Origin of the sequence: Pseudomonas sp. G(2018) (genome assembly GCF_005502415.1) — a bacterium.
Classification (GTDB): Bacteria; Pseudomonadota; Gammaproteobacteria; order Pseudomonadales; family Pseudomonadaceae; genus Aquipseudomonas.
Map to the genome: position 1 here is coordinate 1 of NZ_SCOO01000008.1, position 13,380 is coordinate 13,380.

General features: G+C 57.6%; 14 protein-coding genes. 10 read left to right on the plus strand and 4 right to left on the minus strand.

All coding sequences use genetic code 11. From position 1 onward, the window contains the following. Positions 1-412 precede the first annotated feature (412 nt). The 4 genes from FFS64_RS10330 (at position 413) to FFS64_RS10345 (ending at position 5,583) form a co-directional block, all read left to right on the plus strand. A complete protein-coding gene (locus tag FFS64_RS10330; protein ID WP_137805302.1) occupies positions 413-2,014 on the plus strand; it encodes a response regulator in 1,602 nt (533 codons plus the stop codon). Further along, entirely contained in the window at positions 2,014-2,706 is a 693-nt protein-coding gene (locus FFS64_RS10335) for a sensor histidine kinase KdpD (protein ID WP_137805303.1), read from the plus strand. Before FFS64_RS10330 ends, FFS64_RS10335 begins: the two co-directional genes overlap by 1 nt. A gap of 215 nt (positions 2,707-2,921) precedes the next feature. Next, positions 2,922-4,163: a glutamine synthetase family protein gene (locus FFS64_RS10340; protein WP_171017077.1), complete on the plus strand. Its 1,242-nt coding sequence runs from the start codon at positions 2,922-2,924 to the stop codon at positions 4,161-4,163. Positions 4,164-4,233: 70 nt separating this feature from the next. Beyond that, positions 4,234-5,583, plus strand: coding sequence for an MFS transporter (locus tag FFS64_RS10345; protein ID WP_137805305.1), 1,350 nt, complete (start codon positions 4,234-4,236; stop codon positions 5,581-5,583). A gap of 63 nt (positions 5,584-5,646) precedes the next feature. Here FFS64_RS10345 and FFS64_RS10350 read toward each other — a convergent pair whose 3' ends face one another. The 4 genes from FFS64_RS10350 to flgA all read right to left on the minus strand — a co-directional run bounded on the left by FFS64_RS10350 (position 5,647) and on the right by flgA (position 8,269). Continuing rightward, complete coding sequence (locus FFS64_RS10350) at positions 5,647-6,393, minus strand: flagellar brake protein (RefSeq protein WP_137805306.1); 747 nt, start codon at positions 6,391-6,393, stop codon at positions 5,647-5,649. Positions 6,394-6,485: 92 nt separating this feature from the next. Continuing rightward, the gene (locus FFS64_RS10355) at positions 6,486-6,953 is read right to left on the minus strand and encodes a flagella synthesis protein FlgN (protein ID WP_137805307.1); all 468 of its coding nucleotides are present in this window, start codon (positions 6,951-6,953) and stop codon (positions 6,486-6,488) included. Positions 6,954-7,001: 48 nt separating this feature from the next. Then, the gene (gene flgM, locus FFS64_RS10360) at positions 7,002-7,328 is read right to left on the minus strand and encodes a flagellar biosynthesis anti-sigma factor FlgM (protein WP_137805308.1); all 327 of its coding nucleotides are present in this window, start codon (positions 7,326-7,328) and stop codon (positions 7,002-7,004) included. A 179-nt stretch (positions 7,329-7,507) separates the two neighbouring features. Then, positions 7,508-8,269 carry a flagellar basal body P-ring formation chaperone FlgA gene (gene flgA / locus FFS64_RS10365; protein WP_137805309.1) on the minus strand — a complete coding sequence of 254 codons (762 nt, stop codon included), beginning with the start codon at positions 8,267-8,269 and terminating at the stop codon, positions 7,508-7,510. An 83-nt stretch (positions 8,270-8,352) separates the two neighbouring features. Between flgA and FFS64_RS10370 the strand changes: the two genes are divergently transcribed. The 6 genes from FFS64_RS10370 to flgE all read left to right on the plus strand — a co-directional run bounded on the left by FFS64_RS10370 (position 8,353) and on the right by flgE (position 13,380). Beyond that, the gene (locus FFS64_RS10370) at positions 8,353-9,285 is read left to right on the plus strand and encodes a chemotaxis protein CheV (RefSeq protein WP_015096472.1); all 933 of its coding nucleotides are present in this window, start codon (positions 8,353-8,355) and stop codon (positions 9,283-9,285) included. A 46-nt stretch (positions 9,286-9,331) separates the two neighbouring features. After that, positions 9,332-10,159, plus strand: a complete 828-nt coding sequence (gene cheR, locus FFS64_RS10375; RefSeq protein WP_137805310.1) for a protein-glutamate O-methyltransferase CheR — start codon at positions 9,332-9,334, stop codon at positions 10,157-10,159. 277 nt (positions 10,160-10,436) lie between these two features. Next, complete coding sequence (flgB, locus tag FFS64_RS10380; protein WP_056853151.1) at positions 10,437-10,844, plus strand: flagellar basal body rod protein FlgB; 408 nt, start codon at positions 10,437-10,439, stop codon at positions 10,842-10,844. A gap of 3 nt (positions 10,845-10,847) precedes the next feature. Beyond that, positions 10,848-11,291, plus strand: a complete 444-nt coding sequence (gene flgC / locus FFS64_RS10385; RefSeq protein ID WP_007937507.1) for a flagellar basal body rod protein FlgC — start codon at positions 10,848-10,850, stop codon at positions 11,289-11,291. A gap of 15 nt (positions 11,292-11,306) precedes the next feature. Continuing rightward, entirely contained in the window at positions 11,307-12,026 is a 720-nt protein-coding gene (gene flgD / locus FFS64_RS10390) for a flagellar hook assembly protein FlgD (protein ID WP_137805311.1), read from the plus strand. A 31-nt stretch (positions 12,027-12,057) separates the two neighbouring features. Beyond that, the gene (gene flgE / locus FFS64_RS10395) at positions 12,058-13,380 is read left to right on the plus strand and encodes a flagellar hook protein FlgE (protein ID WP_137805312.1); all 1,323 of its coding nucleotides are present in this window, start codon (positions 12,058-12,060) and stop codon (positions 13,378-13,380) included.

Sequence of the window (13,380 nt, forward strand, 5' to 3'; positions counted from 1 at the left end):
GAAACGATGCATCGCCGATGGTAGTGTGGGGTTTCCCCATGTGAGAGTAGGTCATCGTCAAGATTAAATTCCGAAACCCCTATCTGCGTATGCAGGTAGGGGTTTTGTTTTGCCTGCAGGAAAGTGGACCTGATAAAAATACTGATTCCGCCGCCCCATCCCCGACTTATCGCCAGGCTAATGCGCTATTGCACCCTTGTCGCTTCAAGAGAACAGCACCACTGGCCGATAACCTCAGGGTCACAGCGATCTTCACTTCTGGCAGCCTTAAATCGTTATCGCAGTCCAAGAGAAATCGCTTGATAGCCTATGGCTACTAGCTATCATCTGCGCGCCGCAAGGTCAGGTGAAGCTGATCTTGTTCATGTGTTTGCCCTTCGGTACTACTTCTTAAATTGCCTGGAAATCCTCGATGCTGTCGTATCACCAAAAGAGTTTTCTGATCGTCGATGATTTTTCGGACTTCCGCAGTTCGGTCCGGTCGATGCTGCGGGAGCTGGGCGTCAAGGATGTGGATACCGCCGACACGGGCGAGCAGGCGCTGAAAATGTGTTCGCAGAAGTCCTACGACTTCATCCTGCAGGATTTCCATTTGGGCGATGGAAAGAAGAACGGTCAGCAGGTACTCGAAGATCTGATGATTGAGAAGCTGATCAGCCATGAAAGTGTATTTGTCATGGTCACCGCCGAAACCAGCCAGGCCATGGTACTCAGCGCGCTGGAACACGAGCCTGACGCTTATCTGACCAAGCCCTTCAACCGTTCCGGACTGGCCCAGCGGCTAGAGCGCCTGGAGCAGCGCAAGACGTTGCTCAAGCCAATCCTGCAAGCCCTCGACCGGGGTAAACCGGTGGAAGTACTCAACGCCTGCATTGCCCTGTGCAAGCAAGATATCCGTTACTCGCCGCTGTGTCTGCGCTACCGCGCCGACGCTCTGCGCGACCTGAATCAGAATGAGGCGCTGGAGCGCCTTTATGACAGCATCATTGCCGACCGACCATTGCCGTGGGCCTTTGCCGGGCTGGGCAAGTTGCTGTTCAAGCGTGGTCAGGTTGCACAAGCCAAAGGCATCTACGAAAAAGCGCTGAAAGTATTCCCTATGATGCCGGCGCTCTATGACGGCATGGCAGATGTCCTGGTCGCCGAAGGGGATACGAAGTCGGCTCAGAAAGTGTTGGAAGAGGCGATTCGCTTGTCGCCATTGGCAGTGCGTCGCCAGGCGCAGCTGGGTAAATTGGCGATGACCAATGAGGATTTCGACACGGCTTCCAAAGCCTACCGCCAGGCTGTTAGCCAAGGCGCCCAATCACGTTTCAAGGATGCTGAAAGTAACCTTGGACTGGCCCATGCCTTGATCAGCAAAGGGAGTGAAAGAGGCCTGGATACCCGTACTCGGCTGGAAATCAATACAACGTTGAGCGCGGTGGCCAAGGAGAACCCGACCGACCCCGGCCTGCAAATCCGTGCGCGATTGATGAAAGCCACCAGTCTGTTGCTCAACGATGCCGAGACCGCTGAAAAGCTCACTGAGCAAGCGTTGATGCGCCTCGATGGCATGGAGCAATTCATGAGCGCCGAAGCGGCGCTATTGGTGGCCAAGCAGTTGCAGATGCTCGGTCAGGCAGAGGCCGGCACGTCGATGCTGAAAAACTGTGCGGAAATCTATGGCGACGATCCGGCAGTCATGAAGGACATCGCCAAGCTAACGGATGATCCGAGCATCCTCAACTCCGGCAATGCGGCTGCTGATCTCAATCGGCAGGGCGTGCGCGTGTACAAGACTGGCAACCTGGTTGAGGCACGGGACGTGTTCCGCAAGGCCTTGGCGCTGCAACCGAAGAACATCAGTATCGCGCTGAACATGGCACAGGCACTGTTGCATGGCACCGATACCAGCGTGCCGTCGGTCGAACTCGAAGAGTGTCGAACCTGCCTGAAAATGGTCGGTTTGATGCCGGATACCGATGCGCGTTATCCGCGCTATCAGAAACTGAAAAGCAAGGCGTTTGGCTAATGGACGACAACCAGCAGACCCTGGATTTTTCTACGGTGATCGCTTCAACCGTACACGATATGAAGAACTCGTTGGCCATGTTGATGCAGGCCCACAGTCAATGGTTGGCGAACCTCCCCGATCCGGCACGGCATACTCCGGAGCAAGGCGTGATAGATTTCGAATTCGCTCACCTCAACGACATGCTCGTACAACTGCTGGGCCTGTATAAGCTCGGTGTCAATCAGATGCCCCTGCAACCGGCTTACCATGAACTCGATGATTTCATCGAAGCGCAACTGGCCTGTCATCAGGATGTATTTGCCAGCCGCGGTATTGCCGCGACCTTTGAAGTCGATCCTTTAAGCCCGCTGGGTTTCTTCGATCGAGAGTTGATCGCTTCGGTTCTGGCGAACAGCATCAACAATGCCATTCGATATGCCCGTCATGCGGTGCTGATCAGCGTCAGCGATGAGGCCGGGCAACTGGTGCTGACCATCAACGACGATGGCGAAGGTTACCCCGCCGAAATGATCGAGCGTCAGGCGGACTACGTGCAAGGCATCAATCACAGCAGTGGCAGCACTGGTCTGGGCCTGTACTTTGCCGGGCGGATTGCAGCGTTGCATCAACGCAATGGTGTCGGCGGACGCACCGAAATCAGCAACGGCGGTCCGCTAGGCGGAGGCGTCTTCAGCCTCTATCTGCCCTGATCATTTTCTCAGGCATAAACCTTTTTGTTTGACGCTGCTTGATATTCCGAACACGCGGAGCCTATTTTGTACGGGTCGCCGTTCGCGGCTCGCACAATAACAAGGATTGCGTCATGACAACCGTTAGCCTGAATTCACTCGCGCAGCGATTGACGGGCATCGATGAGATTGAGTGTGTCACGCCCGATTTGAATGGTGTGCCGCGGGGCAAAGTGATGACCGCCGAGGGTTTCCTGGAGGGCCGGCGTTTGCAGATGGCGCGAGGTGTGCTGCTGCAATGCATCATGGGCGGATATCCGCCAGCACGTTTTTACGGCAGCGATGACGGCGACCTTGCGCTAGTTCCAGACCCTGCGCAAATCCATCGCTTGCCCTGGAGCAAGCAACCGCGAGCACTCGCCATTTGCGATGCGCACGAGCTGACCGGCGCAAGCTCCAGTCTGTCGACCCGCGGACAACTCAAGGCTGTCATCACTCGATACAAGGCCCTTGGTCTAGATCCGGTGGTGGCCACGGAGCTGGAGTTTTTTGTCTTCGCGCCCAATACCGATCCAACCCATCCCTTCCAGCCACCTGTTGGTCTGGACGGTCGGCGCGAAGACGGTCATTCGGCATTCAGCGTCAGTTCCAATAACGGCTTGCGGCCATTTTTCACCGAAGTCTATGAGTGCATGGCGGCCCTAGGCTTGCCTCGCGATACCTTCATGCACGAAATGGGTATCAGCCAGTTCGAGATCAACCTGCTGCACGGCGATCCATTGCTGCTGGCCGACCAGACGTTCCTGTTCAAGCATTTGCTCAAGGAAGTCGCACTCAAGCACGGCCTCACCGTCGTCTGCATGGCCAAGCCATTGGCACATACGCCGGGCAGTTCGATGCATATTCATCAGAGCATCGTCGAGGTCGATACAGGGCGTAACGTGTTCAGTGATGAGGCTGGCCAGCCGACCGCGACCTTCCGTCATTTCATCGCCGGTCAGCAGACCTGCATGGCGGATTTCACCGCACTGTTTGCACCGAACGTGAATTCGTATCAGCGCTTGTGTCATCCCTTCGCATCGCCGAATAATGCCTGCTGGTCCCATGACAACCGCGCTGCTGGTTTGCGTATTCCAGCCAGTTCGCCGGTCGCTCGTCGGGTCGAGAACCGCTTGCCGGGCGCCGATGCCAATCCATATCTGGCGATTGCTGCCAGCCTGGCCGCGGGTTTGTACGGCATTGAGCACAAACTGGAACCGAGCGAACCTATCCAGGGTGAGTTTGAGGTACCGGACAATCTTTCATTACCCTGTACCTTGCATGCTGCCCTTGAGCGTCTGAAACGTAGCCAATTGGCGAAGGAACTGTTCGGCAAGGAGTTCATCGAAGGCTACATCGCTTCGAAGACCATGGAGTTGACCAGCTTCTATGATGAAATCACTCCCTGGGAACGGCGTGTTCTAGCAGCCCAGGCCTGACGCACCATCCATCTCGGACTATCTTTTCGGTAGTCCGATTTCTCACCGCAAGGAGCCGCTCGGAACGCCGATGCGCCAAATCTGGAAACCCTTTCGAGCGCTTTATTTCGCCTCGCTGATGATGTTGATCGGCTCCGGCTTGCTGAGTACTTACCTGGGCCTTCGCCTGGCGGCCGATAACGTCGACAGCCTGTGGGTGGGGGCGTTGATGGCTGCCAACTACTTCGGCCTGGTACTGGGCGGCAAGATTGGCCACCGTTTGATTGCCCGTGTCGGGCACATTCGCGCTTACTCGGCGTGTGCCGGTATCGTTGGCGCAGCGGTGCTCGGGCACGGTTTGGTGGATTGGTTGCCGGCCTGGATATTTCTACGGGTCATCGTCGGCCTGGGCATGATGTGCCAGTACATGGTCATCGAGAGCTGGCTTAACGAGCAGGCCGAAGCCTCGCAGCGCGGCACGGTATTCAGTGGTTACATGATCGCCTCGTACCTGGGGCTGGTGTTGGGGCAACTGATTCTGGTCATGCACCCGGGCCTGGGTCTTGAGCTGTTGATGCTGGTCGCGTTGTGCTTTGCCCTGTGCCTGGTGCCAGTGGCGCTGACGCGGCGGATTCACCCGGCACCGCTGCACCCGGCGCCCATGGAGCCGCGATTTTTTATCACGCGGGTGCCTCAGTCGTTGAGTACGGTCCTGGGGGCGGGGCTGATCATCGGTTCGTTTTACGGTCTGGCGCCCTTGTATGCCTCGCAGCAGGGGTTGTCCACGGAACAGGTCGGTCTGTTCATGGGCAGCTGCATTTTTGCCGGCCTGGTTGTGCAGTGGCCGTTGGGCTGGCTGTCCGATCGTTATGATCGGGCGCTGCTGATCCGCTCTTTTGCTTTTGTTCTGGCGCTTGCCGCATTGCCTTTAGCGGTCATGAAGCAGGTGCCACTGGAGGTGCTTTTTATTGCCGGCTTCCTCTGTTCGCTGGTGAAGTTCTGCTTGTATCCGCTGGCAGTCGCATTTTCCAATGACCATGTCGAAGCCGACCGTCGGGTGTCTCTGACGGCCATGCTGCTGGTCACTTATGGCGTTGGGGCGAGCATTGGGCCGCTGGCGGCCGGGGTGCTGATGAAGTTGTTCGGCAGTCAAATGCTGTATGCCTTCTTCAGTTTCTTCGCCTTGGTGCTGGTGTGGCGAATTCGCCCGAAAGCCGTCACCAATCTGCATCAGGTCGACGACGCGCCGCTGCACCACGTGGCCATGCCGGACAGTATGTCGAGTTCGCCACTGGTGGCTTGCCTTGATCCGCGGGTCGATGAGCAAGTGGTTCAGGATCAGATGCAGAATCCGCCTTCCGAACCGGAGCCGCAGACCGATACGCCTCCTGAAGAACCGGATTCGGGGCGGGAACAAAGTTTCACTGAAGCCAGGCCGTAACACTCGGGCATAAAAAACGGGCAGTCACCACAAGGGGCTGCCCGTTTTTGTTGGCGTGTTATATCAGAGGTCGTCTTTGTCGAAGCGCCGGGCTTCGCGTTGCAACTGATAGACGAACCGCTCGACCTGCCGCTGCACCAGCCCGCTCATGTTGTGGAAGCGTACACCGGCGAAAGTGGTGGAGATCTTTTCTTCGAAGTGCAGATACCGCAGTTCAACCGGCGCGGTCATCTTGCCGAAGGGCAGGGCGGCCATGAAGCGATCATAGACCTGGCCCAGCTGCAGGCTGCCAGTGATGTCGCCGGCGAAGCGCAATTTGCAACCGGTGGCTGAGATGTCCAGCAACTTGCCGCTGATCGGCGCCTTGAGTTTTTCGCCATCGAGGTCGACGTCGACCAGTTGCGCCAGTTTCAACGCCGCGCGGAACGCATTGCGGCGCTGGTGGTAGACCACTTCGTCGGGCAGCGTTCCACGGTAGCAACGACTGCCAGCGGATTCATCGATGGTCATTGGGCCATTGCTTTCCCACGCAATGCGCACGCCGTCATGGAAACCTTCAACCTTGAACGGCTCGCCGGCCAGCAGGAAGCGTTCGCCGTCACGGGGAATCATTTCGTCCAGGGCAATCATGTTGCTGTCGCGATCAATGTCCACCAGATAGCTCTGGAAGCGCTGGCTGCGCTCGTGGAACGTGATGATCAGCGGGTCATGGCTTTCTTGCAGTTGGCGAAGGTTGCCGGAGATTTCCAGAGGCGTGCTGAGCACCTTGGGTGGCTGCGGAGCATCGTCCGCATTTAAGGCATTGGACACGGTTAATCAATCTCCAGACAAATTTTGACTACGGCTAGCCAGCATTTTGCCAGCATGCTGCGCGTCTTGATAGAGCGTACTCATCGACGGGCTCAAGCCTGACTGAGCGGGCGCGGTTTCACAAGCTTGGAAAATGTTCCGCTGGCGTCATAGAGCGCTGGAGGTTCGCCGCCGGTGAGGATTTTCAGCTGAGTGGCCGTGGCGGCCTGCTGTACCAGAATCGACTGGCCGTTGTTGGCATTGGCGGCCTGGCATTGAGTCAAAAGGTCGGTCAGCACATCGCTTTGTGCCAGCAGCGCTTCGCCGACGCTCGACTGGCTGGCCAGTTGCTCCAGACCGCTGCGGTTGGTTGGCAGGTTGAGACTGGCAAGGACTTCACTGCGCTTGCGGCCATGCTGTTCAAGCAAAATGATCAAGGCTTGCTTCTGCGCCAGAATATCTTCGAGCAGGTACATGTCGCGACCATGCAAGGCGAGGGACTCGGTACGCAGTAACTCCAGCAATTGTTGCGCTGGAGCAAAATCGTCGGTGATCAGTTGCAGTAGATTCGTGTCGTGCATGGCTGGCCTTGGGTTTTAAGCGTCCAAAAGCCTGGCGCCGGCCGGGGCCTAGCGCTGGGCTTCGAAGTTGAGCAGTTTGCTGGCTACACGGTTGCTGTCGACTTTATAGCTGCCATCGGCAATCGCTGCTTTCAACTCGGCCACGCGGGCTTTGTCGACGACAGGCTGATCGCGCAGCGTATCAGTGATCTTCTGCAACTGTTGAGCCTCATTGCTGAGATGTACCGATTCCCCGACTGTAGCGGTACCAGCCTGTTCGGCCTGGGTAGTCAGCGGTGCGGATTTACCGGTTTCGGCGGTGTCCTTGGCGGCGCTGGTACGTGTACTGCCCGTCAATGACGAGGAACTGTTCAAACGGCTGAAATCGATGACCATGATAAAAAACCTCTGGGAATTTGGACGCTTGCCATGTTTTCGGCCATTCCCTGAAAAACTTTAGGCCCATTTATCAATGAGCTTGCGCGCGTCAGCGCTTGCCCTGCATGGGGCACAGTTTAGGGAACAGCCATGGCCAGCGCCACATCTTCACGAAACACAGAGTTCTGCATGGCCGCCTACATGGAAACCTCCACCTGGCCCGGCGCGATGACTTGCGCCTTGATGACTCGCTGGGAGTTGAGGTTTTTCACCCGGATCTGTTCGCTCATGCCGCCATTGGACAGCGCTTCGCCGGGCATTCGCACGCTGAGCGTACCGCTGCGGGCGGTGATCACCACCTGATCACCTTTGCGGATGACTTCCGCCTGTTCGAGGTGGACAAGGGTAATGACCTGATCGGTGACCATTGGTCGGGTAAGTCGTTGTCCGATCGCCTGGTCCACGGAGGTCAGGTAGCCCTGGTTGATCACACTGATATCCCGCTCGCGCAGGATCACATCTTCAGGCTCGACAATACCGGCGCGCCGCAGTGGTCGCGAGGTGGTCACGACGTCGCGAAACAGGCGAACTTGAGCGGGTACGAAGACCGTCCAGGGGGATGTTCCTTCGCAGCGAACCTTGACCGTGACCCGGCCCAACGGCTTGGCCGGACTCTCCAGTGAGGCTGTCAATTCCTTGTCGCACATCGGCATGCGCATACGCGGATCGAGCTGGTTGACCTGGATTTCGTAGCGACCTTCCGTTTGACTGGTGGTCAGATAGTCTTCTACGGTGAATTCAAGAAAGCCCTGGGTGACGCCGATAAGCATGTCAGGCAAGGTAAGCGCGTCAGCAAGGGCAGCGCTGCCAGCGTTGAACAGGCACACAGCCGCCAACGCACCGAGGAATTTGCGGTGGGGTGTGGTCGGGCGTCGGAAAAATGTCGGTTCTGTGTTCATACAAAGATAAAAAGCAAGCGCCGTGCCGTTTAGAGATGAATGTGCGTCGCAACAACACTTAGCGTTGGTGTAGGAGTCTGGGCATGGCTGGTGTAATGGATTCGGTGAACCAGCGCACGCAACTGGTAGGGCAGAATCGCCTTGAGCTGTTGTTGTTCCGTCTCGACGGCCAGCAGCTGTATGGGATCAACGTGTTCAAGGTTCGGGAGGTGTTGCAATGCCCCCAGCTGACGCTGATGCCCAAGTCCAGTCCTGTCGTGTGCGGCGTGGCGAATATCCGGGGGGCGACCATTCCGATCCTTGATCTGGCAATGGCGACCGGCTCCGGCGCTTTGAAGGACAAGAACAATCCCTTCGTGATCATCACGGAGTACAACACCAAGACCCAGGGATTCCTGGTGCGCTCGGTGGAACGCATCGTCAACATGAACTGGGAGGAGATCCATCCGCCACCCAAGGGCACTGGTCGCGATCACTACCTGACGGCGGTGACGCGGGTCGACAATCAGTTGGTCGAAATCATCGACGTGGAAAAGGTGCTGGCGGAAGTAGCGCCGACGCCGGAAGCGATTTCCGTCGGCGTGGTCGATGTCGAAACCCAGCACAAGGCGCTCTCGTTGCGTGTGCTGACGGTCGATGACTCGTCGGTGGCGCGCAAGCAGGTCACGCGCTGCCTGCAAACGGTCGGTGTCGAAGTGGTGGCGTTGAACGACGGCAGGCAAGCGCTGGATTACCTGCGCAAACTGGTCGACGAGGGCAAGAAGCCGGAAGAAGAGTTCCTGATGATGATCTCCGACATCGAGATGCCGGAGATGGACGGATACACGCTGACGGCCGAGATCCGCAACGACCCTCGCATGCAAAAGCTTCATATCATCCTGCATACTTCGTTGTCGGGCGTGTTCAATCAGGCGATGGTCAAGAAAGTCGGTGCCGATGACTTCCTGGCCAAATTCCGTCCTGATGACCTGGCATCCCGGGTAGTCGACCGGATCAAAGCAGCAGACATCAGCTAGGGGCGTCCGGCCCCTGGCAGTCAACACGATTTAAGAGGCGGCAGCATTGTCTACGGGTAATTTGGATTTCGAACAGTTCCGGGTATTCCTGGAAAAAGCCTGTGGCATTTTGCTCGGTGAAAACAAGCAGTATCTGGTCTCGAGCCGTCTCAACAAACTGATGGAGCAGCAAGGCATCAAGTCCCTGGGTGAGTTGGTCCAACGCATCCAGACCCAGCCGCGCAGCGGGTTGCGCGAGATGGTGGTGGACGCGATGACGACCAACGAAACCCTGTGGTTTCGTGACACCTATCCGTTTGAAGTCTTGAAGAACAAGGTACTGCCTGAAGCGATCAAGGCCAGTCCCGGCCAGCGCCTGCGGATCTGGTCGGCGGCGTGCTCGTCGGGTCAGGAACCGTACTCGTTGTCGATGTCCATCGACGAGTTCGAGCGGACCAGCGTCGGGCAATTGAAGATGGGGGTGCAGATCGTGGCCACCGATCTGTCCGGCACCATGCTTACCAACTGCAAGACCGGCGAATACGACAGCCTGGCCATCGGTCGCGGTCTGTCGCCCGAGCGGCTGCAGCGTTATTTCGATCCGAAAGGGCCGGGACGCTGGGCCATCAAGGCGCCGATCAAGAGCCGGGTGGAATTCCGCTCCTTCAACCTGCTGGATAGCTACGCGAGCCTCGGCAAGTTCGACATCGTGTTCTGCCGCAACGTGCTCATCTACTTCTCTGCCGAAGTGAAGAAGGACATCCTGTTGCGCATTCACAGTACGTTGAAGCCGGGTGGCTATCTGTTCCTCGGTGCTTCCGAAGCACTGAACGGCTTGCCGGATCATTACCAGATGGTCCAGTGCAGTCCGGGGATTATTTACCAGGCGAAGTGATCGGTTGGCGGTATCAAAAAAACGGGAGTCCTCAGGGGCTCCCGTTTTTTTTTGCCTGATGAAGTATCGGCTCCACCGCTCCCACAGGGTTGGACAGTGTTCTCTCGGTCGAGTAAAGCGGCAGAAAAGCGGCATCCAGCGGAAACCGGTTGCCGCTTTTCTGGCATTGCCGCATTGCCACTGCCCGCAAAGCCCCGGTTTGCGGGCTTTTTTGAATTGGCATGGCGCTTGCTATGTCCATCGTACGAAAAATCAGGTCACCCGAAGGTTTCCCGACATGAGCATCAGCTTCGATAAAGCGCTCGGCATTCACGAAAAGGCTTTGGGCTTCCGCGCCCAGCGTGCCGAAGTCCTGGCCAATAACATTGCCAACGCCGATACCCCGAATTACAAGGCTCGGGACCTGGAATTCTCGAAGGTACTCGAGGCGCAGAACGATAAAGCCAAGAACGGCACGTTCGCCTTGAACATGACCAACAGCCGTCATATCGAAGCCGAAGGCCTGGGCAATGGCGACGAGTCGCTGATGTACCGCACGCCGATGCAGCCCTCGATCGACCAGAACACCGTGGACGCGCAGCTGGAACAGTCGAACTACGCGGAAAACTCGGTCAACTTCCAGGCCAGCTTCACCCTGCTCAACAGTAAATTCAAAGGGCTGGTGTCAGCCCTGCGCGGAGAGTAAGTCATGTCTCTATCCAGTGTTTTCAACATTGCCGGTAGCGGCATGAGTGCCCAGACCACGCGTTTGAACACCGTCGCTTCGAACATCGCCAACGCCGAGACGGTCTCGTCGAGCATCGACCAGACCTACCGTGCGCGTCACCCGGTGTTCGCCACCATGTTCCAGGGCGGCCAGAGCGGCGGCAGCGATTCGCTGTTCCAGAACCAGGATGCCGCCGGTCAAGGCGTGCAGGTGTTGGGCGTGGTCGAAGACCAGAGCAACCTCGAGGCGCGCTACGAGCCGAACCATCCGGCAGCCGATGCCAAGGGTTACGTCTACTACCCGAACGTCAACGTGGTGGAGGAAATGGCCGACATGATTTCCGCGAGCCGTTCGTTCCAGACCAACGCCGAAATGATGAACACCGCCAAAACCATGATGCAGAAAGTCCTGACCCTCGGTCAGTGATAAGGGGCGACTCAGATGAGTGTTTCCGATACCACCAGTGGCTTGAGCCTCAACGACATCCTGGCCAACTCCGCGGTCAAGACCAAGACCGACGATAGCCTGGCTTCGGCAGCGGGCAGTGCCACCGGCAAAAAAGCCTTGGGCAAGGATGCGTTCCTGCAGTTGCTGGTGACGCAACTGAAGAACCAGAACCCGCTGGAACCGCAGGACAACGGCGAGTTCGTGGCGCAACTGGCGCAGTTCAGCAGCCTGGAAGGCATCACCACGCTCAACGACACCGTGGCCGGCATCGCCAGCAACTACAACTCGTCCCAGGCATTGCAGGCTTCGTCCTTGGTGGGGCGTTCGGTCATCGCACCGGGCGACAAGGCCGTAGTCGACACCACGAAGGGCATGACCGGTTCGATTGCGATACCGCAGTCGGTTGCCTCGACCACGGTGAAAATCACAGACAAGGACGGCAAAGTCATTCGCACCCTCGAACTGACCGATCAGAAAGCCGGTAATGCCAGCTTCACCTGGGATGGCAAGGACGACGCCGGCAACGTGGCCCCAACGGGTACCTACACCTTCGCGGCGAACACCACCATCGACGGTCAGGGCGTGGCGCTGATTACCAATCTGCCTGCAACCGTCAACAGCGTGACCATCAGCCAGACCGGCGGTGAGTTGATGCTCAACCTGGCCGGGCTGGGCAGCATCGCCCTGTCCAAAGTGCAAACCATTGGTATATAGAGCCGACTAACACGGCACAAAGGAGTGGAATATGTCTTTCAACATCGGCCTTAGCGGTCTCTATGCCGCCAACAAACAGCTGGACGTGACCGGCAACAACATCGCCAACGTTGCGACCGTCGGCTTCAAGTCGTCCCGTGCGGAATTCGAAGATGTGTACTCGGCTACCAAGCTGGGGGCAGGGAGCAGGACCGTCGGCAATGGTGTGCGTCTGGCCAACGTTGCCCAGCAGTTTACCCAGGGTGATATCAGCAGCGGCACCGGTAACGTGCTGGACATGGGTATCAATGGCTCTGGCTTCTTCGTGCTGAACAACAACGGTTCGCTGTCCTACACCCGTGCCGGTACGTTCAAGGTCGATAAGGAAGGTTACGTCACCAATTCCGACTACACGGCGCGTGTTCAGGGTTACGGTGTGGATGCCAATGGCAAGATCATCAATGGCGTGTTGACCGACCTGCGTATCGACACCTCCAATCTGGCACCGAAGGCCACTACCACTGTGTCGTCGACGATCAACCTCAAGTCTACGGAGCCCGCGATCGACGTCGTCGCGAACCCGTTCGACCCGAGCAAGACAGCGTCCTACACCAAGCAGTTCAGCACCCCGATTTTCGACTCTCAGGGTAACGAACACACCATGGATCAATACATGGTCAAGACGGGTCCCAACACTTGGGATACCTACACCCTGATCGATGGTCGCAACCCGAACGGCAGCGACCCGATGAACGCGGCTACCCGACCTGTTCCTTCGACCATGACGTTTGATGCCAGCGGCAAACTTGTATCGGTCAGCACGCCGAATCCACCGGGTGCGCCTATCGTCAGCCCGAATCTGGCCATCACCAACTGGACTCCAGGTAAAGTGACCAATGGTGTGTGGGCACCCAACGGCGCCGCCGCCGACCCGGCGGGTGTGACCATCGCCATGACCAACACTACCCAGTTCAACGCCGATAGCGCGCGCTCGATTCCGGCGCAGAACGGCTACGCTACTGGTCAGATCTCCAACCTGACCATCGACGGCAACGGTGTGATGCTGGCCAACTTCAGCAACTACCAAACCAAGCCGATCGGTCAGATTGCGTTGGCCAGCTTCACCAACGAACAAGGTCTGCAGCAAGTGGGCGGCACCGCCTGGAAAGAAACCTACGCGTCGGGCATTCCGGGCTACGATTCGCCGGAAACCGGTACCTTGGGTTCGATCCGCTCCAACTCCCTGGAGGAGTCGAACGTCAACGTGACCAATGAACTGGTCGAGCTGATCAAGGCGCAGAGCAACTACCAGGCGAACGCCAAGACCATCTCCACCCAGAGCACCATCATGCAGACCATCATTCAGATGACTTGA

Excerpts from the sequence above, each read along its gene's own strand:
- FFS64_RS10330 (WP_137805302.1), top strand. The coding sequence starts at position 413 with ATGCTGTCGTATCACCAAAAGAGTTTTCTGATCGTCGATGATTTTTCG.
- FFS64_RS10335 (WP_137805303.1), top strand. The coding sequence starts at position 2,014 with ATGGACGACAACCAGCAGACCCTGGATTTTTCTACGGTGATCGCTTCA.
- FFS64_RS10340 (WP_171017077.1), top strand. The coding sequence starts at position 2,922 with ATGACCGCCGAGGGTTTCCTGGAGGGCCGGCGTTTGCAGATGGCGCGA.
- FFS64_RS10345 (WP_137805305.1), top strand. The coding sequence starts at position 4,234 with ATGCGCCAAATCTGGAAACCCTTTCGAGCGCTTTATTTCGCCTCGCTG.
- FFS64_RS10355 (WP_137805307.1), bottom strand. The coding sequence starts at position 6,953 with ATGCACGACACGAATCTACTGCAACTGATCACCGACGATTTTGCTCCA.
- flgM (WP_137805308.1), bottom strand. The coding sequence starts at position 7,328 with ATGGTCATCGATTTCAGCCGTTTGAACAGTTCCTCGTCATTGACGGGC.
- flgA (WP_137805309.1), bottom strand. The coding sequence starts at position 8,269 with ATGAACACAGAACCGACATTTTTCCGACGCCCGACCACACCCCACCGC.
- FFS64_RS10370 (WP_015096472.1), top strand. The coding sequence starts at position 8,353 with ATGGCTGGTGTAATGGATTCGGTGAACCAGCGCACGCAACTGGTAGGG.
- flgB (WP_056853151.1), top strand. The coding sequence starts at position 10,437 with ATGAGCATCAGCTTCGATAAAGCGCTCGGCATTCACGAAAAGGCTTTG.
- flgC (WP_007937507.1), top strand. The coding sequence starts at position 10,848 with ATGTCTCTATCCAGTGTTTTCAACATTGCCGGTAGCGGCATGAGTGCC.
- flgD (WP_137805311.1), top strand. The coding sequence starts at position 11,307 with ATGAGTGTTTCCGATACCACCAGTGGCTTGAGCCTCAACGACATCCTG.
- flgE (WP_137805312.1), top strand. The coding sequence starts at position 12,058 with ATGTCTTTCAACATCGGCCTTAGCGGTCTCTATGCCGCCAACAAACAG.